This is a genomic window from Pseudoalteromonas sp. BMB (assembly GCF_001709235.1).
GTDB lineage: Bacteria > Pseudomonadota > Gammaproteobacteria > Enterobacterales > Alteromonadaceae > Pseudoalteromonas > Pseudoalteromonas maricaloris.
Genome location: NZ_MBQA01000067.1, coordinates 221,368 through 247,070, shown reverse-complemented (window position 1 = coordinate 247,070; position 25,703 = coordinate 221,368). Strand labels below are relative to the sequence as shown.

The 25,703-nt window shown below is 43.1% G+C and carries 26 protein-coding genes; 14 read left to right on the top strand and 12 right to left on the bottom strand.

From position 1 onward, the window contains the following. The first annotated feature begins 23 nt into the window (after window positions 1–23). Both BB427_RS06060 and BB427_RS06055 read left to right on the top strand, forming a co-directional pair. Window positions 24–2,852 carry a TonB-dependent receptor domain-containing protein gene (locus BB427_RS06060; protein ID WP_069019283.1) on the top strand — a complete coding sequence of 943 codons (2,829 nt, stop codon included), beginning with the start codon at window positions 24–26 and terminating at the stop codon, window positions 2,850–2,852. A gap of 17 nt (window positions 2,853–2,869) precedes the next feature. Beyond that, window positions 2,870–4,945, top strand: a complete 2,076-nt coding sequence (locus BB427_RS06055) for a basic secretory protein-like protein (RefSeq protein WP_069019282.1) — start codon at window positions 2,870–2,872, stop codon at window positions 4,943–4,945. Between the two features lie 57 nt (window positions 4,946–5,002). Here the strand turns inward: BB427_RS06055 and ykgO are convergent, their stop codons facing one another. Beyond that, window positions 5,003–5,143 (bottom strand): type B 50S ribosomal protein L36, encoded by a 141-nt coding sequence (gene ykgO, locus BB427_RS23740; protein WP_010373066.1) that lies wholly within the window; start codon window positions 5,141–5,143, stop codon window positions 5,003–5,005. A 5-nt stretch (window positions 5,144–5,148) separates the two neighbouring features. Beyond that, complete coding sequence (locus BB427_RS06050; protein WP_010373063.1) at window positions 5,149–5,406, bottom strand: type B 50S ribosomal protein L31; 258 nt, start codon at window positions 5,404–5,406, stop codon at window positions 5,149–5,151. Window positions 5,407–5,863: 457 nt separating this feature from the next. Between BB427_RS06050 and BB427_RS06045 the strand changes: the two genes are divergently transcribed. Beyond that, window positions 5,864–6,118, top strand: a complete 255-nt coding sequence (locus tag BB427_RS06045) for a hypothetical protein (RefSeq protein WP_010373062.1) — start codon at window positions 5,864–5,866, stop codon at window positions 6,116–6,118. Window positions 6,119–6,164: 46 nt separating this feature from the next. Here the strand turns inward: BB427_RS06045 and BB427_RS06040 are convergent, their stop codons facing one another. Then, window positions 6,165–6,818 (bottom strand): DUF6058 family natural product biosynthesis protein, encoded by a 654-nt coding sequence (locus BB427_RS06040; protein WP_017216736.1) that lies wholly within the window; start codon window positions 6,816–6,818, stop codon window positions 6,165–6,167. A gap of 174 nt (window positions 6,819–6,992) precedes the next feature. Between BB427_RS06040 and BB427_RS06035 the strand changes: the two genes are divergently transcribed. From BB427_RS06035 to BB427_RS06010, 6 genes are all read left to right on the top strand, one after another. Continuing rightward, window positions 6,993–7,907 (top strand): dihydrodipicolinate synthase family protein, encoded by a 915-nt coding sequence (locus tag BB427_RS06035; protein ID WP_045989326.1) that lies wholly within the window; start codon window positions 6,993–6,995, stop codon window positions 7,905–7,907. A 55-nt stretch (window positions 7,908–7,962) separates the two neighbouring features. Beyond that, the gene (locus BB427_RS06030; RefSeq protein ID WP_017216738.1) at window positions 7,963–9,246 is read left to right on the top strand and encodes a DEAD/DEAH box helicase; all 1,284 of its coding nucleotides are present in this window, start codon (window positions 7,963–7,965) and stop codon (window positions 9,244–9,246) included. Between the two features lie 246 nt (window positions 9,247–9,492). Continuing rightward, entirely contained in the window at window positions 9,493–10,389 is an 897-nt protein-coding gene (locus BB427_RS06025; RefSeq protein WP_069019705.1) for a helix-turn-helix domain-containing protein, read from the top strand. A gap of 131 nt (window positions 10,390–10,520) precedes the next feature. Beyond that, window positions 10,521–12,308 carry a TPR end-of-group domain-containing protein gene (locus tag BB427_RS06020; protein WP_254663589.1) on the top strand — a complete coding sequence of 596 codons (1,788 nt, stop codon included), beginning with the start codon at window positions 10,521–10,523 and terminating at the stop codon, window positions 12,306–12,308. Between the two features lie 54 nt (window positions 12,309–12,362). After that, window positions 12,363–12,836: a hypothetical protein gene (locus BB427_RS06015; protein WP_254663588.1), complete on the top strand. Its 474-nt coding sequence runs from the start codon at window positions 12,363–12,365 to the stop codon at window positions 12,834–12,836. A gap of 54 nt (window positions 12,837–12,890) precedes the next feature. Further along, window positions 12,891–13,226, top strand: coding sequence for a tetratricopeptide repeat protein (locus BB427_RS06010; RefSeq protein ID WP_069019280.1), 336 nt, complete (start codon window positions 12,891–12,893; stop codon window positions 13,224–13,226). A gap of 68 nt (window positions 13,227–13,294) precedes the next feature. On the opposite strand, the gene BB427_RS24680 is transcribed toward BB427_RS06010, so the two are convergent. Further along, window positions 13,295–13,633: a hypothetical protein gene (locus BB427_RS24680; protein ID WP_254663587.1), complete on the bottom strand. Its 339-nt coding sequence runs from the start codon at window positions 13,631–13,633 to the stop codon at window positions 13,295–13,297. A gap of 604 nt (window positions 13,634–14,237) precedes the next feature. On the opposite strand from BB427_RS24680, the gene BB427_RS06000 reads away from it, so the two are divergent. Continuing rightward, window positions 14,238–15,107, top strand: a complete 870-nt coding sequence (locus BB427_RS06000) for a toll/interleukin-1 receptor domain-containing protein (protein ID WP_069019279.1) — start codon at window positions 14,238–14,240, stop codon at window positions 15,105–15,107. 131 nt (window positions 15,108–15,238) lie between these two features. Here the strand turns inward: BB427_RS06000 and zapE are convergent, their stop codons facing one another. Next, window positions 15,239–16,327, bottom strand: a complete 1,089-nt coding sequence (gene zapE, locus BB427_RS05995; protein ID WP_069019278.1) for a cell division protein ZapE — start codon at window positions 16,325–16,327, stop codon at window positions 15,239–15,241. A gap of 53 nt (window positions 16,328–16,380) precedes the next feature. Between zapE and BB427_RS05990 the strand changes: the two genes are divergently transcribed. The 3 genes from BB427_RS05990 to BB427_RS05980 all read left to right on the top strand — a co-directional run bounded on the left by BB427_RS05990 (window position 16,381) and on the right by BB427_RS05980 (window position 18,129). After that, a complete protein-coding gene (locus tag BB427_RS05990; protein ID WP_069019277.1) occupies window positions 16,381–16,980 on the top strand; it encodes a Crp/Fnr family transcriptional regulator in 600 nt (199 codons plus the stop codon). A 61-nt stretch (window positions 16,981–17,041) separates the two neighbouring features. Beyond that, window positions 17,042–17,677 carry a nitroreductase family protein gene (locus tag BB427_RS05985; protein ID WP_069019702.1) on the top strand — a complete coding sequence of 212 codons (636 nt, stop codon included), beginning with the start codon at window positions 17,042–17,044 and terminating at the stop codon, window positions 17,675–17,677. Window positions 17,678–17,679: 2 nt separating this feature from the next. Then, window positions 17,680–18,129 (top strand): DMT family transporter, encoded by a 450-nt coding sequence (locus BB427_RS05980; RefSeq protein ID WP_017216748.1) that lies wholly within the window; start codon window positions 17,680–17,682, stop codon window positions 18,127–18,129. Here BB427_RS05980 and BB427_RS05975 read toward each other — a convergent pair. The 6 genes from BB427_RS05975 to BB427_RS05950 form a co-directional block, all read right to left on the bottom strand. Further along, the gene (locus tag BB427_RS05975) at window positions 18,126–18,743 is read right to left on the bottom strand and encodes a glutathione S-transferase family protein (RefSeq protein ID WP_069019276.1); all 618 of its coding nucleotides are present in this window, start codon (window positions 18,741–18,743) and stop codon (window positions 18,126–18,128) included. The two genes, BB427_RS05980 and BB427_RS05975, sit on opposite strands and share 4 nt — an antisense overlap. Window positions 18,744–18,965: 222 nt before the next feature. Then, window positions 18,966–20,570 carry an AbgT family transporter gene (locus tag BB427_RS05970; protein WP_175401246.1) on the bottom strand — a complete coding sequence of 535 codons (1,605 nt, stop codon included), beginning with the start codon at window positions 20,568–20,570 and terminating at the stop codon, window positions 18,966–18,968. Between the two features lie 124 nt (window positions 20,571–20,694). Beyond that, a complete protein-coding gene (locus BB427_RS05965) occupies window positions 20,695–22,173 on the bottom strand; it encodes an FAD-binding domain-containing protein (RefSeq protein ID WP_069019275.1) in 1,479 nt (492 codons plus the stop codon). Beyond that, window positions 22,166–22,495 (bottom strand): hypothetical protein, encoded by a 330-nt coding sequence (locus BB427_RS05960; RefSeq protein WP_069019274.1) that lies wholly within the window; start codon window positions 22,493–22,495, stop codon window positions 22,166–22,168. Before BB427_RS05960 ends, BB427_RS05965 begins: the two co-directional genes overlap by 8 nt. Then, complete coding sequence (locus BB427_RS05955) at window positions 22,488–22,751, bottom strand: DUF3081 family protein (RefSeq protein ID WP_010373027.1); 264 nt, start codon at window positions 22,749–22,751, stop codon at window positions 22,488–22,490. The genes BB427_RS05960 and BB427_RS05955 overlap by 8 nt, the downstream gene beginning before the upstream one ends. A gap of 44 nt (window positions 22,752–22,795) precedes the next feature. Continuing rightward, on the bottom strand, window positions 22,796–23,335 hold the full coding sequence (locus BB427_RS05950; protein ID WP_223193527.1) for an isochorismatase family protein: 540 nt from the start codon (window positions 23,333–23,335) through the stop codon (window positions 22,796–22,798). 101 nt (window positions 23,336–23,436) lie between these two features. Between BB427_RS05950 and BB427_RS05945 the strand changes: the two genes are divergently transcribed. Beyond that, window positions 23,437–24,390: a ribonuclease Z gene (locus tag BB427_RS05945; RefSeq protein WP_217492891.1), complete on the top strand. Its 954-nt coding sequence runs from the start codon at window positions 23,437–23,439 to the stop codon at window positions 24,388–24,390. Here the strand turns inward: BB427_RS05945 and BB427_RS05940 are convergent. Continuing rightward, window positions 24,387–25,700: a DUF2252 family protein gene (locus BB427_RS05940; protein WP_069019272.1), complete on the bottom strand. Its 1,314-nt coding sequence runs from the start codon at window positions 25,698–25,700 to the stop codon at window positions 24,387–24,389. The genes BB427_RS05945 and BB427_RS05940 overlap by 4 nt on opposite strands. Window positions 25,701–25,703: the final 3 nt, after the last annotated feature.

Below are 25,703 nucleotides of genomic sequence, written 5' to 3'. Positions count from 1 at the left end.
TCCTTTTGAATTATGGGGGTCTTATGACAACAATAATGTATAAACATAGCCTGATCGCCGCTGCTGTTCTTGCAGCGGTAGCAACTAACTCAGTAACAGCCGCAACAGATGAACAAGCAGAAGAAATAGAACGTGTTGAGGTGACAGGATCTCGTATTAAACGTATCGCCATTGAGGGTGTGACCAATGTCCAAAGTCTCTCTTCCGCTGATATGGTCAGAAGTGGTTTTAACACAGTTTATGACGCACTGAGTAGTATTTCCGCTGCTAGTGGTGCCGTTCTCGGTGAAGTAGAAACTGGCTCCTATACGCCTGGCGCCAAGGAGTTAAACCTGTTAGGCGTTGGACCTGAGTACACACTTATTCTAGTTAATGGCAAGCGCTTGGCTTATTACCCAATGCCTTACGGTGGCCAAACCAATTTTGTTAATCTCGATATGTTGCCAACGGCGATGGTTGAGCGCATCGATATTCAATCCGGCGGTGGCTCTGCAATCTACGGTTCAGACGCAATGGCTGGGGTTGTCAATATTATCACCAAAAAAGGTATGGACGAGCACGTCGTCGAAGCATTCTACGGCCAGGATACCTATGGTACGGGTGATAAAAAAGGCTTGTCGTTTGTTGGTGGTTTTGAGCAAGACGATTTTACGTTTGACTACTCGCTAGAATATAAAACGGAAGAGGCGCTGACTGGTGCTGACAGACCTTTTCATGACAGTGTTTGGGATAACCCAGACCCAACAAACAAGCGAGAGCTTAATCGTTCAATTACTGTATGGGCTGAGAATACCGAGTTCAAAAATCAATATTCAGCGCAGTACTGCAACACAGATGACAATCCACACCCGACTGCGGTTCAGCACTTTATAAGCCGCAATGATTACGGCCTAAGCTGTGGGTGGGATGAAACCGGTAACAATTTGCTCCGTAACCAAGTTGAAACCATGAGTTTGTATATCAACTCGGTGTACAGCATCAACGACGAACACAGTTTTTTTGTTAACGGATTTTATATCGATCAAGAAAAGAAAGGGGCACGAAATCCATTCTTCTTTGCTCATGCAGAGTCAATTCACGGATCCATGTTTTGGGATCCAGATATCAAAAATAAAGCTGGTGGCTATGGCGCTCCAGTTAAGTATATGTGGCGGATAGTGAATGATTCAGAATATACAAATGATGGCTTAGGTCGAGTATACGATGATAAATCTTATTCATTTAGTTTTGGTCTTGAAGGGGAGGTAGCAGATTACTATTACTCCGTTGGCTTCAGCCGTTCACAATACGATTTCTCTGATAGGTATTTGCACCACACGGTTGAAGGAAATAACTGGCTAAAAGGACCAAAGTTGGGTGAGGTTGATGGCATGCCAATCTACCGTCCAAATTACCGAGCTTTTTTTGCGCCTCTGACCCAAGACAATATGTATAACATGGCTGATTGGGCAACCTACGATGGCTTATCGTTCAATGAAACCCTAACTGCGGATCTGTCTGGGAATTTATTTGAATTGCCAGCTGGATTTGTGTCTTTTGCCGCATATATTGAGCTGATGAAAGAAGGGACGAGAGCGACTCCAGATAGCAGAATACTAAATAAAGAATTTGTCGGTCTAACTGGTGTTATCACCGATGGTGAACGTAACCGTTATGCTGCGGCGACAGAATTTATGATCCCAATTACTGAACAGATCTCTAGTGAAATAGCGCTGCGTTATGACCACTATGATGATATTTCTGATGTTGGTGGGGCATTTACTTATCAAGTTGGTTTTAAATATTCTCCCACTGACGCGCTGATGCTAAGAAGTGCGTATGGCACAACGTTCCGTGGTCCTAGCATGAGCTCAGTATATCAAGGGTTTGCTGGTAACTTTGGACGAGGCTCGGACAGAGTGATTGCAGATGCATGTCTACGTTTTCAAACCACGGGGGATCCCGCTCAATATAATGCTGATGCATTAACTATCAGCTGTGCAGACTTAGACACAACAAATAGCAATGAGCCAAAGCTAGATGCTGACTTTGAGACAATCTCGGCAGGCGATCCAACTTTAAAAGAAGAGTCTGGTCATTCATTAACCTTTGGTCTGGTGTATGAGTACTCCCCTGAGCTGTCATTCAATGTTGATGTTTATGACATTGTCTTAAAAGACAAAATTACTCGACTTGGGTCTGGCGAAATTCTTGATAATGTCTGGAAGTGTGAAAACGGCCTAATTGATTCGTCTTCTGCTAAATGCGCGAACATGCAAGACAGAGTACAGCGTTTTGACCAAGATGGTCTGGCAACCGACTGGTTAGGGAACACGAAAAAAGGGTTACCGTACACCGCAGCCATTATCAGAGAAGGTTATATAAACGCCGCGGAAAGGCAGCATGGCGGCGTAAACTTTGGTGTGAAGGGCACGTTTGAGTCAGAACTTGGTGAGTTTATTTATAAGCTTGATTACAGTCATGTTTTAAAGAAAAAAGAAAAGCTCCGTCCCGAAGATCCGCTTGAAGATGTGTTAGACAGTCAAGATAACTATAACTTCAAAGATATGGCATCGTTTAACCTGACTTGGCAGTTGGAAAAGACCGCAATTTCATGGCAGGTAAATTATAAAGGAAAAAATTGGAACGGTGCTGATTTTGGTCAAAGAGAAAAGTTACCTGCATGGATAAAGCATAACCTAACCATTGGTCATTACATCAATGACAACACGCGAGTGATGTTTACGGTTCAAAACTTATTAAATGCGATGCCGCCTCAGGACGACTCGTTTAGAAGTTACCCATTCTATAAAGCGGGTAATTACGACACGAACGGGCGCGAGTTCTTACTAAAAGTTAACTACCAATTTTAATAATAAAGGGTAACGAAATGAGAAAATTAATGCTATCAGCGGTGGCAATGGCCGTCGCTGCGACACTAATAGGCTGTAATGATGGTTCTGAATTTGTTGAACGTGATAAACCTGAACAGACTCAATCATCCGGGCAGCCAGACTCTGGCGCATTGCGTAATATCACCTCAGATACTGGAGTTGAGATAGAGGCTATTTTAGCGGATGGTGTACAGGCCTCGCCCGCAGGTGAAAGTGTCGACAAACTTATCGACGCTAACACGAGTACAAAATTCCTCGCTTTTGCGCCAAACGTCACTGTAGTGTTTAAAGCCGCGACAGAGATTGAACTTAGGGAATATAGCTTTACGTCAGCAAACGATGAAGCGAATCGAGATCCAAAACAGTGGGTCGTATATGGCTCAAATGATAAATCAGATTGGATTGAACTGGACTCAAGAGCGGGAGAAGTATTCTCTGCTCGAGGACTGACTCGCAATTTTGAATTGGCCGAAAGCGGCGAAAAGTATCGCTACTTCAAATTTGATTTAGTACATGGTGGCACGGATAGCTATGGTGCTGATATTACGCAACTAGCGGAACTTGAAATCAAAACGGTATCGGATATTCCTATCGTCGCATTTAATGCGACAAACACGACTCCAGAAGTCTCTGAGTATATTGTTTTTAGAGATGAGTCGTTAGTTAATCCGACTCACTGGCAGTGGACGTTTGAAGGTGGTATTCCTGCGACAAGTACAGAGCAAAGCCCATTGGTTAAGTTTGAAGCTTTAGGGCCAAAAACCATTACACTAGTTGCGAGTAACGACAAAGGGGAAGCGACATTAGTTCAGCAAGACTTTATCCGTGTGTGGGATCCAGTCTCGCCATGGGCAGGGTTTCCAGAGCCTGTGATTGAAGTGAAAAAGGAACTACCAGAGCACCCTGGACAGCTGGCGCTTGAACGTGCGGTACCAGATCTAAATACCCTTATTCATGAGATCTCTTTGAAGATTGCCAAGCGCTTATTTAATAATGTAACCGAAATCAACGTTTTTGAGCACGTTACTTTTATTACCGGAGACTTTGATGCGCCTGCATCAAAGGCCGGTGAAGGCAAATTTATGGAGCTTAGGTTTGATGTTAAGCATATCGCCAACCTCGAGGGTCTTGGAGATGAGGCTATCCGTAACGAAGTTATTGGCGTGCTGTGGCATGAGCTGACCCATGGTTACAACAACGTTCCGGCTGAAGGAGAATATCGTCCGGGCACGGATTATCACACCTATCTTGAAGCGCTGGCTAACTTTATTCGAATTGATGCTGGTTACTTAGAGCATAGACGCGGTGGAGTTCGCTGGATGGAACACTACAATGTTGACGCCTACGATCAAACAGCATTCTTCTTTGAGTGGGTTGAAAACAGTCACCGTAACACCGATTTTATCCGCAAGTTTAATGCGGCTACAAAAACGCTTGATGCGTGGAGTTTAGACACCGCTTTTAAATCTATATTTGGTGAACAACGTGGGATTGATGCGGTATTTGAAGAGTATCAAGTCTATCTTGCAAGCGTCGGTAAGTTACCACCAGTACCACTTGGCTATCAGAACTTTGCGCCCACTAGCACTCAGGTAACAACAAACGGAACTGCACTTGTGCCTTTTAATGAGGGGGCAGATAAGCTTAATGATAGAAATATTACCTCTAAATTTAATGTGGTGTTGGAAGCCCCTGCTTGGCTTGCACAATATGCGCCTGACTTGTTGCCGATAAAACAGGTTGATAAGGCCCAGGTTAACTATGTGTTTGACAGCGCCAAAACAGCAAAATACTACTCATTAGCGACAGCGGGAGACAACCCTCATCGCTTTCCTAATGCGTGGCAGCTACAGGGCTCAAATGACGGTACGAATTGGATTACGCTAGATACTCAACAGTTCAACGAACTACCTAATACGATGGAATACTATAGCTTTGCTATCGAGAGTCCAAATGCGTATACTCAGTATCGTTTGGAACTTGAGCATACCCGCGAGGGCAGTGGAATTGGCGGCGCTAGCGGACGCCTAATTCAACTAGGCGAATTCTCATTGTGGGAAGCAAAAGAATAGCTTTTTAGTTAAAAGGTGGGCAATGCCCACCTTTTTAAAACGTACTTATTTTGACTTTTAACGTTTCTTCTTCTTTTTACCTTGAACCGCTTTAAATCGCGGATTAGATTTACAAATTACGTAAACCCGACCGCGTCTTTTTACGACTTGGCACCCCGGTCTATTTTTAGCGCTTTTGAGTGAGCTCAGTACTTTCATTTGGTTTATCCTTTTTTAGTCGCAAGGTTTTTAAAGCGACGGTTAAATTGTGCAACTCGACCATCACTTGCCACCAACTTCTGTTTACCTGTGTAGAAAGGGTGAGACGCACTAGAGACGTCAATTGGGAAGTAAGGGTAAGTCTTACCATCTAGTTCAACGGTTCTGTCGGATTTTATGGTTGAACCGACAATAAAGTACTTATCAACCGATGTATCATGGAAAGCAACAAGTTGATAATCAGGGTGGATATTGGGTTTCACGACAACGACTCCTAAATAATGTATTGTTATATTGTATCAATATAAATCAAATAAAAACTATTCTCAACAACTAATTTGTCGTTGCCGCTATTTAGTGCGATACGCTTAATTTGTCGACGCATGCGGAACTAAACTGAATGCATCTTGAGCAGTTGATTCAAAGGGGCTTACTTTCCTTAAAATTGCCTGATATAACTAGTTCTAGATAGTTTCTCAAGTAGTCATATTGGTGTTGACACCTAACCGGAATAGTAGCGAATAGACTTTTTTGGAATATAGCTATCGATGTAAGCCTGTTGGTTTGATAGATATGAGATAAAAGAGTGAGATCCAATTGAGGCTGGCTTAACGGTTAATAACCTTCACTAAATGAGAGAGGCCTAGCAAATAATTAAAACCTAGTACGTTCGCGAAGGTACTTTGTTCGCCAACGCAATACAGATATAGAGCATTTATTATGGATAAACATGCTGAGTTAGATAACTCAATTTTAGCTAAGCTTCACAGCAGCGATGACAGCGCGTTACAGCAAGAATTAGATACACTTTCTTGTACACATAGTGACATAGTGACACTACTGGCACAGTATCAAACGCTCAGTGAGCAAGATGATGAACTGTTCGATGCTTGGTACGACAGCTTATGTAAAGATCAGTTAAAGGTCTTAAAAGCATTTGAGATAATTCGTGCGCACATAGAACAGCAAATATAAATACGCATAGATTGTCTGGCGAAACGGTTGTGCGCCAGACGGCAAATTATTTGATTGATAAGTCGTACTTACTAATCAATTGGTCAATGTATCGAGTGCGTAGCGATTCTGTTTGCTCAGCTTGAGTATTGGCCGCTAGTGCTTTGTTCAGTAGCTTCATGGCGCTGTGTACTTGACTACGTTGCTCTGGGGCAATGCTGCTGGCGGTTCTTGCTTCTGTGATGTCGTCGATAATCGCGCGGCCTAGGTCAATATAAAGCGCTTCCTCTACGAGACCATTTTGGCTGATCACTCCATACTTGCCACATAAAAACTGTTGCCAAACTTGTTGTACATGCTCTGTAAGATCATCACTAAAGCTTGGATCTTCGGTGTAAAAGCCTTTTTCAATACATTTCGCAAGTGCTTCACAGTAACGCTGTTGAAATAACTCAAATGCACTACTTGATTGATCTACTTTATGTTTAAGTAAAAGTTGCCCCCAATTGAGTAGGCCTCGGGCATAAAAATCAGTATATTCTTCACATTCGTACAGGCCAAAGTACGAACTGCACTTAATTTGATTTTGAATACTATAACTCGGATTTGGGAATAGGCTCATTTGTTGCCATTCTAAGAGCTGTTCTTCAGGTATCTTTAAGCTGCTGCTCAGCTCCAAAGTGGTATAAAAGTGCGTATTTAGAAAATGTGTCAGTCCCATAAAATTAAACTGGATAAATATACAGTGCTTTTGATTTTGCTGGATCTTTACGCAAATAACAAGCACTAAAGTTAAATTTCATTAGATTTAACCGATTTACTCAGGTTTATGGGTCGGATCTCAGTCAGATTTATGGTAAAAATGGCTGTCAACTGGAAGAGTAATAGAAAGACCATGCATCAGATCCAATCAATAAAAAAAGCAAGCTTAATTACCGCTATTAAAACCCCTTACACAATGGCGGGTGAAATTGACTTAGATACTTACGACAAGCTAGTCGAAGCGCAAATTGCAGGCGGTGTCGATGGTATTGTTGTCGGTGGCACTACAGGTGAAGGCCAACTGATGAATTGGGAAGAGCACTTAATGCTCATTGCCCATTCTGCGAATAAGTTTGGCGATAAATTGCTCATTGTTGGTAATACCGGCAGCAATAACACCAGAGAAGCAAAAAAAGCGACTGAATATGGGTTTGCATCAGGTATGCACTGTGCACTACAAATAAACCCGTATTATGGTAAAACCTCAATTGCGGGTGTGAAGGCTCACCTGAAAGAAGTATTAGAAATCGGCCCTGGTTTTATTTACAACGTGCCTGGCAGAACGGGACAAGACATTACGCCTGATATCATTGAGCCGTTGGCCAGCCACAAGCATTTTGTTGGTATGAAAGAATGTGCGGGTGATGAACGTATCGCGCACTATGAAGCGAAAGGCATTGCGTGTTGGTCAGGTAACGATGATCAAGCCCACGATAGCCGCCATAACAGCCAATCTCACGGCGTTATTTCTGTTGCTTCAAACATCATTCCGGGCTTATTCAGACAGTTGATGGATACGCCTAACCAAGCGCTTAATCAGTCATTGCAACCGTTAATGAACTGGCTCTTCTGCGAACCAAATCCAATTGCTATCAATTCGGCTTTGATTATGACTGGCGCAGTCAAACCGGTATTTAGATTACCTTATGTGCCACTGTCGCAAGCACAGCAAAAAGAGGGGATTGAACTCCTTTCGCAGTTAAAAGAAAGTGACTTTGTTGGCTCGACACCAAAATTAATTGACGAAACCTTGCTTAAGTTTTGTTAAAAGTCGGTTTGTCATTTATAATCTGCGACCGTTTTTGACTCGGTCGTAGGTTATTATGGCAACGTTTTCTTCATTTAGTTTCGCACAGCCTCTTTTAGATGCGCTGCAAGACATCAATTTTCATACATTAACGCCAATTCAACAGGCGGCTATCCCAGCTGTCCGTCAAGGTAGTGATGTGCTCGCAACAGCGCAAACTGGAACAGGGAAAACCGCAGCTTTTGCATTGCCTATCATCCAAAAATTGCTTGAGGCTGAAGCGCAGTCGACGCCAAGAGCGTTGATTTTGGCGCCAACGCGTGAGCTTGCTGAGCAGATCGCTAATAACTGTGCGACATTTGCAAAGTACACAGACTTAAAAGTGCAGGCACTGTTTGGCGGGGTTAACGCCAATGGCCAAGCTGAGCGCTTAAAGCAGGGCGTGGATATTTTAGTGGCAACCCCTGGACGCTTGTTAGATCACATCCGCTTAGGTAATGTCACGTTAAGTAACGTTAAACACTTAGTGTTAGATGAAGCTGACCGCATGTTAGATATGGGCTTTATCACCGACATGCAAAAAATCATTGAGCTGGTGGATAAGCAAAAGCAGCTATTGTTGTTTTCTGCAACTTTCCCGTCGGCAATGAAGCAGTTCGCGAAACAAGTGTTGGATCACCCTAAGTTAATCCAAGCGACGCCAGAAAATAGTACAGCCGACACGGTTCGCCACGTTGTTTATCCAGTTAAAGAAGAACGTAAGCGCGAGTTACTATCAGAACTGATCGGGACCAAAAATTGGCAACAAGTGCTAGTGTTCGTCAATATGAAAGAAACCGCAGACAAGCTAGTTGAAGAGCTAAAGCTTGATGGTATAGATGCAAACGTATGTCATGGCGACAAAACTCAAGGTGCTCGTCGTCGCGCTTTAAGAGAGTTCACTGAAGGCAAAGTACGCGTTATGGTTGCAACCGAAGTCGCAGCTCGCGGATTGGATATCGTTGGCCTGCCACGCGTGGTTAACTACGATGTGCCTTATCTTGCCGAAGATTATGTTCACCGCATCGGAAGAACTGGTCGTGCAGGTCAGTTTGGTTATGCGATCACCTTTGTAAGCCGTGAAGAAGAGTCAGATCTTATTCATATTGAACAGTTAATCGAGCAGCAAATTTCGCGCTATTATCTGCCGGGCTACGAAGTGGCAAATCGTGAAAGACTGGTTGAAACTATCCAGAAGAAACCAGCGCATCAACGTCGTAAGGCGCGGGTGAATAAGCCTTCGAATCAAGCAAGTGCAGAAGCAAGATTAAAAAACCGCTCTCGTATTGCAAATGTACGTAAGCAGCAAAAGAAGAAGTAAAATTGTTTTTTTTGTTTTATTTACAACGCCAGCTAGCACGCTGGCGTTGTTGTTTTTAGCCAATGTGGCGTACAATAGCGAAAAATAATTATAAAAATACGGCTTGTGCTTCAGTCATTTCACATTGTTCCAGTTAATCTAATCCAACTCGTCTCTCTTGGGGCTTATCTCCTCGCAATGTTAATTTTTGCCAATCAACCACGCGCACGAATGCTCGTCATTTATTTGTTATTTCAATGTGTGCTGATGGCAACCAACCTTGCTGAAGAAGCGTTAGGGATTAGAAGTTATTTACTTATCACGCCTGTATTTACCCTAGCTACTGGGCCTTTAGTCTATTTTCTGTTTAAAAATTTACTGCATGCCAATCAACATAAGCAAGAGCGAAGGTTAGTCCATTTCTTACCTGTTTTGCTGGCGCTTCCATTTACTGAATACACCCAGCTTATGATTGCGTTTGGTACTGTCAGCCAGTTGATTTATTCTGCTTTTACGGCGCAACTTGTTGGCCTTTACCAGCAAGCATCCGCGGAGATCAGAGCGGACGTCAATACGCGCGATTTACAATGGATAAGAACAACGGTTGTCTTGTTTGTGATCTTTGCTCTGGTGGATTTGGTTAGACTCAATATGCAAACATACAACGACATCAGCACTAAAGCACTCTGGTATTTTATTGACTTAGTTTGGTTACTTGCAATTAATCTTTACCTAGTTGTCAAAGTACACAATCAACCACACCTTGAAGACTCCATAACGCAGGCCCAAGAAATAACGTTCAATGAGGTGGATAAACAGTCAGAAGATCCAACCGAGATATTCAATGCAATTCATAACACGATTATGCAGCACTATTTATATCGCCAGCCACGCCTGACTATTCACGACGTTGCTGAGGTTATTGGACTTGGGGTAAAGGATATCTCTTGGGCCATCAATACTTGTGGTGGTTACAACTTTAATGAGTATATCAATAGCCTGCGGGTCGATGAGGTAAAACAGCAACTACAGTGCGAAAAGCAAGCAACGCCCAACTTGTTAGCGCTTGCAATGAATGCTGGGTTTAACTCAAAATCCTCGTTTAACAGTGTTTTTAAAAAGCAAACGGGTTACACTCCAAGTCAATTTTCAAAATTAATATAAGTATATTAAACAACTGCTTAGGTTTTGTTTCGAGTGTTTTTTAAAAGTCCTAGAAGTACAAAATCCTGATATTGCACGCCATATAAAGTCGTTATAGGTAATCTGGAGTTAAATCGATAACAAGGATAAAGATGATGTATTCAAGTTTTCTCACTCATGTGGCCACTTGCCTGATTTTTAGTAGTTTGTTTATCGCGCAGCCTGCAAAGGCTGAACCTATTAGGGCGCTGACATCAACGAGCGAACAAGCGCATGTTGCACAGCAACTAAATGTCAAATCCCCAGTGGATTACCTAAATACACGGATCAACGCACTAGCGTTAGTACGTAGCAAAAATTGGCAACAGGCGTTACCACAACTACAAAAGCTCACTAAGTCGTATCAAGATGACGGAGACACTTGGTATCTATTGGGATTAACGCAAATACAATTAGCGCAGTATGAGCAAGCTATCATTTCACTGAAAAAGGCGTTGTCACTGGGTGTAAACCTAACCAATGTACCTACCGGTTCGCGCCCCTCAAATGACATTATGATAAAAATTGCAGGCGCGTATGCCGCACAGGAAAAAGTAGATGAAGCTAATGAGTGGCTGAGCAAGTCTTTGTCAGCGCGGTACGACGAACGCAGTAGCTTAGCAAATGAAAGTGTTTTCGACCCTATCAAAGATAATCAGCAATTTCAACTTCTTACAGGTAACTATAAAGACACTTCGCTCACTCGGGATCAGCAATGGAATGCGGATTTAGATTTCTTACTCTCAGAAATTAAGCGATTGCATGTTAACGAACAGGCAAGTAACAACCCGGATTTAATTACGTTGGCAAATAATTTGCGCTCAGATATACCCAAGTTAACTGATCAGCAACTTGTCTTCGGTATGATGCAAATGATAGGCAGGCTTGGTAACGGGCATAACTTTATCGTACCGACCTTCGGAGAAAAAGGGAATTTCACTCGTTTGCCAGTGCAGTTTTATGCCTTTATCGATGGCCTTTACATTGTTGATGCTGAAGCTGAGTTTAGTGATTTAATCGGCTATAAAGTCACGGCCTTTGGACAAACACCAACCGCAGAAGCAATGGCGAAAGTTGCCGAGATTAATCCGCGAGATAATGAAATGCAGCAGCTTTGGCTTGCGCCCTATTATCTCGCCATGCCCGAAGTACTCGCAGGACTAGAGTTGAGCGATGCGTCAAATGAGGTGTTTATCACGTTAGAAAATGCACAGAGCGCGCAAAAGACCATTCGCCTTAGTGGCCAATCATTCGAATTTCACGGCTTTCCGACTTTGCCAGAAAATCATCAAAAAAGCCCACAATATCTGCAAAACGTCACTAAACCTTATTGGTACGAAGTGGATAAAAGCAATGGGATTTTGTACATACAGTTTAATGCCGTTGCACAGATGAAAACGCAGTCGCTAGCGCAATTTAGTGCTGAGTTGATAGAGGCAATAAAACACGGTGAAGTAAGCCACTTGGTGCTGGATTTACGACACAATAGTGGTGGCAATGGCTCCATCTTACCACCATTACTAAAGGCACTTATTTATTTTGAAGCGGCAAAGCCAGCAGGCAAGTTATTTGTAGTGATGGGACGTAATACCTTTTCTGCAGCGCAAAACCTCTTAACCAATATCGATAGCTTTACCAATGCAATCTTGGTTGGAGAACCAAGTGGTTCTCGACCAAATCATATTGGTGAAGCTGGAAGGTTCCGTTTACCGTTCAGTGGGGTGTTTGGACTCGTTTCGTCGCAGTTTCATCAAACTTCTCGCGCAGAAGACCACCGTATTTGGATCGCACCACATATGCCGGTATTGCCAGACTCTACGAGCTACTTCAATGGTGTCGATCCCGCCATGAAAGCCATTTATAGTGTAGTGGATAAAAACGTCGATGGTTTAGTTAAGTAAGCAGCGCGTTAGTTGAGCGTTTTTTAAATCAAATCATAAAAGGAAGTGGCATAAATGATAATTGCAGCAGCGTTATTGTTGTTTTTGATTGGGCTAGTTCATTCTGTACTGGGTGAAAAATACATATTGATTCGCCTTTTCAAAAGAGACAATCTGCCTCATCTGTTTGGTAGTGACTGGTTTACCAAGCGCACGTTGCGATTTGCATGGCACCTTACCACCATCGCGTGGTGGGGAATAGCTGCGATGTTATTAATGTTCTATCGGCAAATGGACGGAGAACGGATGTTATATATCATGTCTGGCACGTTTCTTATCAGCAGTTTGATTGCACTTATTGCAACACCTTTCTTGGGTGGTTTTCTTTTCGATTGCCGCTTTGCTGTATTTCTCCGTTTAAGTGTATGCGCTGACTATCTCAAAAGTAAGCTAGAAAAGAGAGGGACACAGGGTTCTATCAACTCCAGAACCAGCATGCTAGCTTTGCTAGTGAAATCAACGAAATGGAATAATAATGAGAATTGGTAGCCAGTTCAATGCTTGTTCACTGTGACTTTGGCGGCTTTCTTTTCGGGAGCTGCGATGGCAGAGTCCGAAGAAAAGAAAAAACAAGAATATGAGCAACAAACTGGCGAGGCTTTTGAGCCACAGGAAGCCGTGATCAGAGAGCTTGGCTATTACCACGTAAGTATGGGTAACGTGAAAGAAGCAATTAAGTTGTTTAAGTTTGGCGTTTCACGCTATCCAAATAATGCAGATGCCTACAACGGCTTAGCATATGGCTATGAAACCGACAAACAATACCAAGCATCTTTAGAGCAAGTAAACAAAGCGCTGGCATTGTCATCAAAGGGTGATGGTGGCTACGATGTCTTTGTTGCTCGTAAAGAGCGGTTAACTAAATTACTTGGTGAGTGATAATCAAAATTCGTAAATAGGCCACTTAGGTAATCGATGTGGTCTATTTTTTGAGTATTTATTGCCACTTAAAAATAGTGGCAAATACGCTTTATTTTTTCGCCGCTAAACTCAAACAGTGTCATAAGCTTTTGCTTATTTTCTTTTTCATCCGTGTTACCTTGCTGATCAACGCAAGGATGTAGATACTCAACGGTCACCGCATTAAGTCCTTCAATGATGTTTGTGACTTCGATATCGCATTTTCCGTATTGGCCTAGATAGCTGAGTAAACAAGTAGAACAAGAGACAGCAAGTAGAGAAACAGGACTGCCACCTTTAATGCTTGGTGTGTTGGGCCTGTTGTCCTCGTGACGGGTTTCTGCGCCCGTCCATGGGCGCCGACATACTTTTCTTTGCTTGCCCAAAGAAAAGTATGCAAAAGAAAAGGCACTCCCAGCATCACACTAGGAGCCTCAAGTCATCAGCCAATTTTAACATTACCAGCATAAAAGGACCGTCCTTGGCCCTGTTATGCTTTTTCACGCTTCCTTGCGCGAAATAAGTTAATTGGTTGATGTCTTGAGGGTGTGACGAGGGAGCAAGTGTCGCTGTTAGATCATAGCTTTTAGTCTACATTTATATTGCTGCTATGATGTTCTACGGACAGTGAGCAAAGCTGCGCGAACGGTTAGCTGCTAGGTTTACCTTTTAAATCAACTAGTTAATTTTCTTAATTGTTCTGAGCGGGGTATGAGGTGTGTAAAAAATGTCGCAGCTTATCTGGCTAAATTAGGTGTAATGGAGGCATAATAAACACTGAGCAATGCATTGATTAATAATAGATTAGCCGATCAAACTAGCTATGACCGCTAAAGCCTCTGAAAAGTCTATTTTTTCTAAATTAAGTCATAGCATAAGCAACATCAACTCTGACACACCGAGCAGGTAGAGGCTCAGTTCAACAAGCGAATATGCACCATAAACTGCGTGTCGCATAAATACTAAATGTTATACCAATTAGGAGGGGATATGGGTACGAGCGTATTTCTCAGTCACAACCATAAGGATAAGGATTTTGTTAGGCGTCTCGCCATTGATATAGAAAGCCATGGCATAAGAGTTTGGTTAGATGAAGCAGAAATGAAAATCGGTGATTCCCTTGTACAAAAAATTAGAGAGGGAATTGATAACGTAGACTATTTTGCTGTAATCCTATCATGTAACTCAGTTAAAGCCCCTTGGGTCGTAAGTGAGCTTGATGTGGCTATGAATTATCAGATCGCAGGAAAGATAAAAATTCTACCAATAATTCTTGAAGATGTTGACTTGCCAAGTTTTCTTGTAGGAAAGCTGTACAGTAATTTTTCGAACATTGATTCATACGATGATGAGTTGAAAAGACTAGTTACCAGTATGGGAGTAGTCTTTAATAATAATGTTGTTGCTCCACGGACGGCATCAAACTTAGGCCAATCTTTAGATTCTGCAAACATGATAGGCCTACCGATTATGTCCGCTCCATTTCATCGGCCCTATCAGTATCTTGGCATGGTGTTGAGCGACGTGGAAAAGATAGTTGGTGTGCAAGTAAATGAAGCTCGAAATATAATTGTTGAGAATGAACTCTGTAAAATGGTGTTATGGGGAGAAGGAAATTTTGTGAGTTTTGTGGAAGTAGATTTGCTCCAAACAGAACCACATTCACAAAGTGAAGACTTCAACAGTGAAGCTTTATTAGGAGCTTTAAGTATCGGCATTCACGAACTAGAGCTCGTCAGGAAAAGAACTGATTTCCATACATATTATGATCACAAAAAGCGAATGAAAGTTACCGCAAGTTGTTTATATGATGGAGCTCCGCTATCTGTGAGCTTTGGAACAAAGTACTACAATATGTAAATTGGTATAACAAGTGTAGTCAGCGGATTCTTTACACTCGCCGCTGCTGTAAGCGTTACCACCGTCGGCTCATAGCACATATGCGACTATAAGATTATATGCAGTAGGGTAGTGCTAGGTATAGCATGTACCTAAAGGTCTTCAGATTTAAGAGACCAACTTTGCATTTCTGTCACTCGACTAATGCAGCGAGCGAATGCAAATGCCAGCTGCTCTCCTTGGTAAATTTGCTCAATCGGCGCATCTGCCAAAAAAACAACCAGTACTTTGGCTTCGTAACACTCATCGATAAGCGCAATCAGTCGTCTGGCCTCATCGTCGCCAATCCTAGGTTGCATTGAGTTATTTGGGCGGATATAGCCTTCCTCAGTTCCTTGTGCTACATCTTTATTCTCTGAAGTAACACCGAGTAGCGGTAACTCAGAGATAAAAATACAGCTAAATTGCTGTGCAAGCTCAATATAGTCATTGGTAGCGCGAGGGCTTGAGCAGATCTCCATAAAATCAAAACATACGACGCTTTCATTTGCGCCAAGCACGTTAATTAGACGATGATTAATCTCCAGGACGCCCGATTTGAATATGCCACCGGCATTAGTAAAGGCGTCCCAAAACGCTTGTTTATCGTTGACGAAGTAGTGGTTTGCCGTTGTACCTTTGCTAAATCGATGGTCCGTTTCACCACATACAGATATGACATCGCAGTGACTTATAAGCAGTGCTATCGTTGGCTCAAAGCGGTCTCTATGTAATCCATCTTTGTATAACTCGGTTGGGTGACAATTAGAGGTTGCAACTAAGGTCACGCCAGCTTCAAAAAGGGCTTCAAACAATCTCGCCATAATGATGGCATCGCCAATATCAGTGACAAAAAATTCATCAAAGCACAGTACAGCAGTGTGCTCAGCCCAGTTTTGGGCGATCCGCTTTAAAGGATCTCTCACACCTTGAATTTGATTGAGCTCTTTATGTACCTGTTGCATAAAGTGATGAAAATGAAGGCGAGTTTTATTTGTGACGTCAGTGAATTCAAAAAACCAATCCATCAGCATGGTCTTGCCTCGCCCGACAGGGCCATAAAAATAGATGCCTTTATTCGAGTGACCACAAGCGAGTGAATGAGAAAGCGCATCTAAGGCTGAAATTGCAGCTTGCTGCGCTGCATCAGGAGTAAGATTTCCACATTCGATTTGTGCTTGGTAATGGCTAGAGATTGACATAGACACTGCAAATAGGAATAGTTAATCCGAATAATATCATAAAGCTATAAATCATGGATGCACTAACAAGATTAAAACAAGCGGTAGACGCCTATTATCCACTTTCTCAAGAAACCTGGTCCGCTATTGCTGCGATCACCAACATCAAATTACTCGCGAAAGATGAGTGGCTTTACAAAGAAGGAGAGTATTTGACTACTTTTGCATTTTTACATCAAGGGTTAGTTAGATTAGTAAATACCAATGCTGCTGGACAGGAATACAATAAGCGTTTTTTTGTGGCGGGGGAATTTCCTGGTGTAATGCGTGCGCTACATCGCCAAGAGCCTGCCAATCAAGGGATCCAAGCGCTTGAAACATCACAGGTAGTCCTAATCAATTTTAAACAGTTTAGAGCACTGCTGATGGATAATCCGGAATTAATGCGATTTCAAATACTGTATCTTGAAAAGAACTGGTTGTTAGAAAAGGATAAGCGAGAGCTTTATATGGTGCAGTTAGATGCCACGGAGCGCTATCTCGCATTTTTAAAAGAGCAGCCAGAACTTGCTGAGCGTGTACCGCAATACCATTTAGCGTCACACCTTGGGATCACTCCTACACAGTTAAGCCGAATAAGAAAATCGTTAAAAAATTCAGGTTCGTTTACATAGGTAAATGAGCCAAGCTCTTCACCTTGTTAAGGTTGCCTCAACACATAATGGAGAGCAACTTATGAATACATCACAACTAGAATCGTTATTGAATTGGCGTTATGCCGTGCGCAAATTTTCTGAGCAAACCATTGCGCAAGACAAAGTCGATAAGTTAATCGAACTAACGGGGTTGAGTGCTTCAGCATTTGGCTTACAGCCTTATAAGATTATTCAAATATCCAAGCAATCGATAAAAAAAGCATTACTACCGCATTCGTATGGACAACAAAAAGTGCTTGATAATAGTCATCTATTAGTTTTTGCTGCTGATATGTCACCTATTGATAGTCAAGTAGAGCGCTACATTCAAGACTTTAAGGCGAATCGAAATCTTGATGAGCTTATCTATGCACAGATGGAATTGGGTATGAAAGACGCGCTACACACTATGGACTGTGCGTCTCAATATAGCTGGTGTTCTGAGCAGGCTCACTTGGCCCTCGGTACATTACTGTTGGTAGCCGCCAGTATGGAAATTGATGTTTGCCCGATGACCGGTATCGATAAGGTTGCCTACGATGACGTGTTGGGTCTTTCATCCTTAAACTTACGCACGGTATTAATTGCGCCAATTGGCATTCGTGACAGTACGGATGTGAACGCGAATACAAGCAAAGTAAGGAAATCTAGAGACTTGCTGCATATTGAGGTGTGACGATGATTTTTGCCATATTAGCTGTTTTCGCAGGCGGTGCAATCGCGGTGCAGGCAAGCATGAATGCACAGCTTGGCGGTTTATTAAAAAGTCCGATATTGGCAGCAGGAGTGGCGTTTACTGTCAGCGCATTTTATGCCTTTATTGCCTTTCGGGTATCTGATAACGTGCTGCCAGCAACCTCAGAACTAAAAGCGGTGCCTTGGTATTTGTGGTGTTTAGGTGGGGTGCTAAGTGCGACAGGGGTGGGACTCTGTTATTTTTTAATTCCTAAAATGGGTATAGGTAACCTAATGGCTTATTACTTGTGTGGTCAAATGGTGGTAGCTATGGTGATCGGTCAGCTTGGTCTCTTTGGTGTACCTTATACGCCTATTAATCTGCAAAAAGTCGTGGGCGTGATTGCTGTGCTGACCGGTATTGTACTTATTAACGTTAATCGTTCAGGCTAGAACTCAGCCATTTCTAAGGCTTTGCTAATCGCTGGTGTTGCCGAAATTTGGCGATAATAGCGGCGTAAATTCTTAAGCGAAGGCGTTTTTTCTAAAAATGTCTTCGCACGCTCACAAAGCATAAATAAATAGCTGTCGCACAGCGTAAATTGATTTGCAAACAGGTAATGATTGTCTGCAAGTAAGGTATCAATAATACCAAACCCTTCTTCTAGTCGACCTTGCTGCGAGCGAATAAGGTCGTCATACATCAAAGCACTTTGTGTGTGTCGTTCTGGGTAGGTATACATCAATAAGTCGCTGTGAATAGAAGCGCTCATAAAATGCATCCATTGCAGGCACTGTGATTTTAGTTTTAGCTCAGTTGGGATAAGTTGCTTGTCGATGTGCTTTTCAGCAAGGTACTGAGAAATTGCAGCGCTTTCAAATAAGGTAAAGTCGTCATCAACGAGGGCTGGTACTTGTCCGGCTGGGCTTAGTGTTAAGTATTGTGCACTACGGTTGGCGTTTTTTTTGATATCCACCAGTTCAAGTTGATAAGGCTCACCAATGAGTTCTAATAAAATATGAGGCGCAAGGCTCGCACTTTGTGGATAGTAAAAGAGTGTATACATAATTCACCTAATGTTAGGTCACGTGTATCACTCAGGAACAGGGCATAAAATAACAGTGATCACGTGAAGTTAGTTTAATACCAATGTAATAATTGCAATGTTATTGGTATCCAAAATCGGCTCCTTCTTCGCTGTCTCCTATTCAACCTTAGGTGAGGGTTGAGGTTTTCACAAATAAAAATGCCAGCAAATGCTGGCATTTAGATAATTTTAAAGTATTAGCTACGGATTGTAGTAGATAGGAGAGTTAGGCCCAACTGGTAGACCAAAGCCAAATACCCACACGTAGAAGAGTGCTACCCAGCCGATAAAGAAGAACATGCTGTACGGCAACATCGTTGCTACTAATGTACCTATACCCATGTCTTTTTTGTATTTAGTCGCAACCGCTAATATCAAACCAAAGTAACTCATCATCGGGGTGATAAGGTTAGTAACTGAATCACCAATACGGTACGCTGCTTGAATGGTTTCTGGCGCATAGCCGATAAGCATTAGCATTGGAACAAATATCGGTGCAGTGACAGCCCATTGAGCTGATGATGAACCAAGGCTTAGGTTAACGAGTGCACACATGAATATAAACAGTACGAATACTTCAGGGCCAGTTAGGTTTAGCGCCTGTAACAATGCTGCACCATTTATCGCAAGGATAGTACCTAGGTTTGTCCACTTAAAGAATGCAACAAACTGAGCGGCAAAGAATACCAACACGATATACATGCCCATCGAGCTCATGCTTTTACTCATTGCATCAATAATATCGCGATCATTTTTCATGGTACCAACCACACGGCCGTACACAAAACCCGGAATAGCAAATGTTACAAAGATAAATACCACGATCCCTTTTAAAAATGGTGAGCCTGCCACTTCGCCTGTTACCGGATGACGTAAAATGCCATCTTCAGGCACTATGGTTAAGGCAAGTAGAATGCTTACTACGAGTAGTGATACGCCCGCCCATTTGAGGCCTGATTTTTCTTTTGCAGAAAGTTTCTCGATATTGTTTTCACTTAAATCAACGCTGGCTTCTTTAGGGTCGTATTTCCCTAAACGTGGCTCTACGATTTTCTCAGTGACTAAGGTTCCTACGATGGCTATTAGGAATACTGAAATCATCATGAAGTACCAGTTCGCTTCAGGTCCTACTTGGTAAGTTGGGTCAATCATCTGCGCTGCAGGAGTCGTAATCCCCGCCAATAGCGGATCGATGGTGCCAAGTAACAGGTTTGCGCTGTACCCACCAGATACACCAGCAAATGCAGCGGCTAAGCCGGCAAGTGGGTGTCTACCAAGGCTATGGAAAATCATTGCGGCAAGCGGAATAAGTACAACGTAGCCAAGTTCTGATGCGGTATTAGACAAGATAGCTGCAAATACAATCATAAAGGTAACAAGGCGTTTTGAAGCCCCCATTACCATGCCTCGCATTGCAGCTGATAGCATGCCAGAGTGTTCTGCAACACTAACCCCTAGTAATGCAACAAGTACAGTGCCAAGTGGTGCAAAGCCAGTAAAGTTAGTCACAAGACCTGTCACAATGCGTTGCAAACCCTCAGCACTCATTAAGCTTACTACTTCAATGACACCGTCGGGGTCGCGACCCGCGGAGCCTTCTGGGCGAGGATCGATGGCAGATAGCCCCATCCAATCGGCAATACCACTAAATAACACGATGGCGATACAAAACATTGCAAACAAAGTAATAGGGTGGGGAAGCATATTCCCTAAGAACTCAACAGTTGCCAAGAAGCGATTAAATAATCCCCCTTTTTGCCCCTGTTGGTCCTGACTATCAGCTTGCGTCTCTACAGCATTTGACATAGCTAAATTCTCAGTTCCAAAAAATGGCGCAACCTTAGCATTTTTTTTACATGAGGTCATGCTTAAGCGGCTATTTGTCCTCTTTCTGGGTTGAAAGGCGGAACATTGTGCAAAAACAAATCAGTTAGAATAGTCTTAACTGATTTTTATCAGAACTTGCTTGTTTTTTGCGCCCACGACTTGAGCGACGCCTTGAAGCGTGAGTGTGAAGCACTCTGCCTGTTTCATCTTTATCTAGATGTTGCTTATAAAATGCAGAGATTTTTTCACGGGCAATTTTTGCTGCGTCATCGGGTAATATGGCAGGGCGTTGATATTGGTCTTCTTTTAAGCCAGTATAAAGCCAAGGCGTATGTAAGTAATGCGTTGGAACGTGATTGAGCTCAGGAATGTAGCGGCGAATGAATTGACCTTCTGGATCATATTTTTGCCCCTGGGTTATGGGGTTATAGATGCGAAACGGATTTATCCCAGTCGTGCCTGACTGCATTTGTACCTGAGGATAGTGGATCCCAGGTTCATAATCGACAAAAAGAGTGGCAAGTCTTGCAGCTGGTTGTTGCCAATCAAGCCACAGATGATAGCTTGAAAACGCCATCAGCATGGCGCGCATGCGAAAGTTTATCCAACCTGTGGTGATCAGCATTCGCATACAGGCATCAATAAAGGGGACGCCCGTGTTACCGTGAGCCCAAAGTTCAAAGCGTTGCGGATTAAATTCACTCGCACGCATAGCAATTAGGGATGCATGCACTGCACGCTCAGCATAAAGCGGTTCTGATTCGAGCTTTTGCACAAAGTGGCTATGCCAGTAAAGCCGTGATAAAAAACCGCTCTTATTGCGTTTTGAGTCAACATTTAATGCAAGAGTTTTTTGTAAAACATCCCTGAGGCTTAACACGCCATAGGCCAAATACGGACTGAGTCTGGAGCTACTGTTTACAGCTTTTACCGGGCTTGAGATACCAAATAAATAGTTGTCTATCCTATGATTAAAAAAGCTATTCAAGGTTTGCTGCGCGGCTTTGAGTCCACCTAATTGTGGCTTTGGCGCTGAGTTGCTGTCATTCCCAGGGTAGTCATTTAAAAGTGCAATGCCACTATGCTGTTGCAGCAGTGGATTGATTTTTGAAGGGGTTGGTAGACAGTCGCTTTGCAGCCAGTCTTCGGCTTGCTGTTGCCACTTATCACGATTCACTTTTCCCCTGAATACGGCTTGTTGGCGATATTCTTCATACGATACGTGTCTTTCTTTGCACCAGGCAATGACACGCAAATCGCGCTCAAATGTCCATGTATTCCCGGTTTCTTGATGGCAATAAAGGGTAACTATTGCGATGTGTTGATGGATCTTTTCTAATATTTCAATGATATCGCCCTGACGAACCGTCAGCGTGCCACCTAAAAGCTGCAGCTGCTCAGCAAGGCTTAACAGCGACTCTTTTACAAATTGAAATTGTCTTTCGCTGGTATCGGGGAGTTGCCAATATTCGGGCTCAACAACATACAAGATCAGGGTTGGTCTGCCATTATTACACGCTTCGTAAAGTGGTCTATGGTCGAACACTCTTAAGTCACGTTTGAGCCAAACGAGATTAATCATCTAACACCCCCTTAAACAATAAAGGGTAACGGCGTAGGCGTTTGCCGATGTAGTCGTCGGCGAGGATCTGCTGGCATATTCGTTCTACGTCATCGTCCACTGCAAACACCCAATCAAAGCGTTCGATGGCGAGCAAAAAGCCACGTTTTAAATAGCGTTGCTGGCGAAATTCATCGCAGTTCTGTTTGATTATATTGAGTTTATTTGGATTTTCCCTGAGCGCTTCGACGACCTTACTTATATATGCGCGGGTTTGTTTGCTTTCAGGGTGGGGACGTCTAACGCGACGTCCTCGGTTGGTATTTGGATATAAGCTACTCATTCGCCTCTTTAAAAATGTAATCTAGCTTCTTAATAAAATCGTCTTTGTGCTTATCTTGTTCATAATCCAAGTGATAAGTATTATGAAACCCAGAGCGCAGTAACACGCCACTACCTTGCAGGTATATGGTGTAACCATCTGGATCTGAATAGGCCACTATGCCCTCATAGCGTTTACCTTCTTCGGTTACTTCACCGTGCTTTTGAATATGCTCGAACACCGTTAACAAGAACTTGCTATCTAATTCATTTTTCATTGTTCACCTCGATACTTGGAATACGCTTTCACTGTGATAGCCGATCACTTAACTAACGCTGAAATTGCCTTAAATTGCTCATTTTTGGCCGATTTTAGCCACTGAAATAAAATAGACTCTAAAGCCAAAAAGCGTGCGCCATCTGCCTGCATCTGCATTAGCGCCCAATCTGTGTGTTTTGGATTACGTGAGCAAATACCATCGGCAACTATCACCACGTTGAAATTGTCCGCAAGCAGGTCATTGACGGTTTGTTGTACACAGATATGGCTTTCGAGGCCAACCACGACGATGGTGTCGCGTTTATATTCTTGAATAGCTTGCTTGCAAGATTCAACATGGTAGGCACTAAACGCAGTTTTTTCGATAACCGGGAGATTAAATTCAAGTAAACTCGGTGCTGTATGGCCAAGCCCTTTGGGATATTGCTCAAAAATCAGTGCAGGAACAGACAAATGTTCTGCAGCTTGTAGCAAGGTGGTTACTTGGCGCTCGATATCGCCAAATACCTCAATATGAGGACGAAATTTTTCTTGAATATCGATCACTAAGATCATGCTGTCCGAAGGTATCAAATTCATCATCTTCTCCTTAGAGATTACGTTGCAAGGCGAGCACGCGCTTCGCTATTACGTTATTTATTCGTTACAATGGTATACCCACTTAAAAAGTAAACGGTTTTGGTGTGAAAGTACATTTTCTTGGCACTTCTTCAGGTAGCCCATCTAAGCAACGTAATATGTCGGCAGCGGCAGTAAGCTTTGAAAATACCAAAGCCTGGGTACTAATTGACTGCGCCGAAGCGACCCAGCATGCGCTGCTGCACAGTGAGTTAACCCTATATCATCTCGAAGCGATTTGTATTACCCACCTTCATGGGGATCATTGCTATGGATTACCCGGACTCATTTCATCCATGGCATTAAACTCTCGCAAAGCGCCGCTAAAATTAATTGCGCCGAGGGCCGTTATTCAGTTTGTGCAAAGCTGTTTTACACTGACAGAGGTGAGGCTTAGTTTTGACTTAATAACCATCGCTCTTGAAGAAATAAACGATAAGCTACCGCTTGAATGTTGCGATATCGAAACCATAGCGCTACAACACAGAGTGCCCAGTGTTGGCTATAAGCTCACGGAAAAGTGCATTCCTCGCAAGTTAAAAATAGACAAACTTCAGCAAGATGGCATTGCGTCTGGCGGCCACTACAACCTGTTGCAAAAGGGACAAGACGTGGAATACCAAGGCCGACTTTTAACCTCGGATGACTATAGTTTTTATAGTTGGCAACCTCGAGTTGCAATAATTTGTGGTGATAACGAAAAGCCCGGCTTGCTATCGCAGATGATAAAAGGGCTCGATTTGCTTGTTCATGAAGCTACCTTTACCGCTGCAGATCTTCATAAAGTGGGCTTTCATACAGGGCATAGCGATGCTAAGCGCATCGCTCAATTTGCACAATTACATCAAGTGCCCATGCTCGCGCTCACTCACTTTAGCGTGCGCTATCATGGTGAGGGCATGCTGCAGCCTCTTATTGAAGAGGCCAAGTTGCACTTTAGCAATGCACTCATCATCGCAGAGGATGGCCTAATTGTAGACATTCCAAAGCAAAAGCAAGTTGAGTGCGCAACTGCTTAGCTCTGGGATTGCTCGCAAAACCAACGCCAATCGGCTACGACTTGCTCGCTGTAATGACTGGCCGATTTGACCAATTCATCGATGAGACTAGGCAAAATGGCTACGGCATCTTCTTGAAATTGTAAGGATCGTCTATCTGCTCGCATATGTGAAAGGGCAAGGGCTTCACCGCAAGCTTCTGCATATTGGCTAAAGCCCGATTTAGTCGCTGCACGTTTACCAATGGTGATGTCTTCTGGGTCTATACCAACGCGAGCATGATGGCGCGAGCGTACCAGCCAATGGCTGCCTTGCCACAATGCATTATCTAAAATGAGATCGGTACGGCGCTGCATTTTTCTTTGACTGTTGACGGTTAAGTGTGCGGGATCTAAGCGATTCACTGGACTTAAATTTGCAAAGTAAGCAAGAGGCGAAGCGAGTTGCTGTTGTTTTACCTCCACAATGTGGCATAGCGGCAAAATATCTTTAGTGGGCTTTTGTACGTTTGGGCCAACCAACAAATAATATCTGCTAAGATGCAATGAGCCTGTGCCTTGGTCGATACGCTCAACACAATCTAAAATTTCGTCATCAACATAGGGCGCAAAGTGATGAATAAGATTTTCTTTTAAATCGGGATCAAGTTGCTTAAACTTCAGTTTGTCTTCGCGAAAACGTAGCGGCTTAATGCTGAGGTCGATTTCCTTTGCGAGCGTGCTTTTTATCGTAAACGCGGCACCACCCGCCATTCTTTGTAACCCTTTTTGCCATCGTTTATGCAGTATATGATTATTATCAAATTCGGTTAAGCCTGTGTTGCTATCGACCTTATGTTCCAGCGACAACTGACAGGCTTTTAGGTAGCTGTGTAAAAAGTCCAATTGTGCTTGGGCAACCAGCTCTTTACTTACCAAAGGTTTACTTCGGTCTTTAATATCCTGAGCTTGCTCTTGAATACGCCCACCTTCTAGTTGGGTAAGCGGTAAACTCACTAAAAAGCGAAACAGGTCCCACACTGCGTGTCCGACACAGGCATCATCGAAGTCATTAGGTTCAAAAATTAAGGTGTCGCCGTGGCTACCTTCTTCACTATGAAAGCCAAAATTGCCCGTATGACAATCGCCCATTACGTAGGTGAGTGGCAGGCTGGTGGCCGCTTCAGGTAACTGCAGTTGTTGCTCCAGTAAGTCCTTATACATAAGCGCGGCACTACCACGGAAGAACCGAAATGGACTGAGTCTCATTTTGTCAAATTTACTGCACTCATTGCTTATGTGAATGCCTTCACGCTCATTAAAGTAAGATGCAAGATAGTCGTGACGATTCATGGA

Excerpts from the sequence above, each read along its gene's own strand:
- BB427_RS06060 (WP_069019283.1), top strand. The coding sequence starts at position 24 with ATGACAACAATAATGTATAAACATAGCCTGATCGCCGCTGCTGTTCTT.
- BB427_RS06055 (WP_069019282.1), top strand. The coding sequence starts at position 2,870 with ATGAGAAAATTAATGCTATCAGCGGTGGCAATGGCCGTCGCTGCGACA.
- ykgO (WP_010373066.1), bottom strand. The coding sequence starts at position 5,143 with ATGAAAGTACTGAGCTCACTCAAAAGCGCTAAAAATAGACCGGGGTGC.
- BB427_RS06045 (WP_010373062.1), top strand. The coding sequence starts at position 5,864 with ATGGATAAACATGCTGAGTTAGATAACTCAATTTTAGCTAAGCTTCAC.
- BB427_RS06040 (WP_017216736.1), bottom strand. The coding sequence starts at position 6,818 with ATGGGACTGACACATTTTCTAAATACGCACTTTTATACCACTTTGGAG.
- BB427_RS06035 (WP_045989326.1), top strand. The coding sequence starts at position 6,993 with ATGCATCAGATCCAATCAATAAAAAAAGCAAGCTTAATTACCGCTATT.
- BB427_RS06030 (WP_017216738.1), top strand. The coding sequence starts at position 7,963 with ATGGCAACGTTTTCTTCATTTAGTTTCGCACAGCCTCTTTTAGATGCG.
- BB427_RS06025 (WP_069019705.1), top strand. The coding sequence starts at position 9,493 with ATGGCAACCAACCTTGCTGAAGAAGCGTTAGGGATTAGAAGTTATTTA.
- BB427_RS06020 (WP_254663589.1), top strand. The coding sequence starts at position 10,521 with ATGATGTATTCAAGTTTTCTCACTCATGTGGCCACTTGCCTGATTTTT.
- BB427_RS06015 (WP_254663588.1), top strand. The coding sequence starts at position 12,363 with ATGATAATTGCAGCAGCGTTATTGTTGTTTTTGATTGGGCTAGTTCAT.
- BB427_RS06010 (WP_069019280.1), top strand. The coding sequence starts at position 12,891 with ATGGCAGAGTCCGAAGAAAAGAAAAAACAAGAATATGAGCAACAAACT.
- BB427_RS06000 (WP_069019279.1), top strand. The coding sequence starts at position 14,238 with ATGGGTACGAGCGTATTTCTCAGTCACAACCATAAGGATAAGGATTTT.
- zapE (WP_069019278.1), bottom strand. The coding sequence starts at position 16,327 with ATGTCAATCTCTAGCCATTACCAAGCACAAATCGAATGTGGAAATCTT.
- BB427_RS05990 (WP_069019277.1), top strand. The coding sequence starts at position 16,381 with ATGGATGCACTAACAAGATTAAAACAAGCGGTAGACGCCTATTATCCA.
- BB427_RS05985 (WP_069019702.1), top strand. The coding sequence starts at position 17,042 with ATGAATACATCACAACTAGAATCGTTATTGAATTGGCGTTATGCCGTG.
- BB427_RS05980 (WP_017216748.1), top strand. The coding sequence starts at position 17,680 with ATGATTTTTGCCATATTAGCTGTTTTCGCAGGCGGTGCAATCGCGGTG.
- BB427_RS05975 (WP_069019276.1), bottom strand. The coding sequence starts at position 18,743 with ATGTATACACTCTTTTACTATCCACAAAGTGCGAGCCTTGCGCCTCAT.
- BB427_RS05970 (WP_175401246.1), bottom strand. The coding sequence starts at position 20,570 with ATGTCAAATGCTGTAGAGACGCAAGCTGATAGTCAGGACCAACAGGGG.
- BB427_RS05965 (WP_069019275.1), bottom strand. The coding sequence starts at position 22,173 with ATGATTAATCTCGTTTGGCTCAAACGTGACTTAAGAGTGTTCGACCAT.
- BB427_RS05960 (WP_069019274.1), bottom strand. The coding sequence starts at position 22,495 with ATGAGTAGCTTATATCCAAATACCAACCGAGGACGTCGCGTTAGACGT.
- BB427_RS05955 (WP_010373027.1), bottom strand. The coding sequence starts at position 22,751 with ATGAAAAATGAATTAGATAGCAAGTTCTTGTTAACGGTGTTCGAGCAT.
- BB427_RS05950 (WP_223193527.1), bottom strand. The coding sequence starts at position 23,335 with ATGATGAATTTGATACCTTCGGACAGCATGATCTTAGTGATCGATATT.
- BB427_RS05940 (WP_069019272.1), bottom strand. The coding sequence starts at position 25,700 with ATGAATCGTCACGACTATCTTGCATCTTACTTTAATGAGCGTGAAGGC.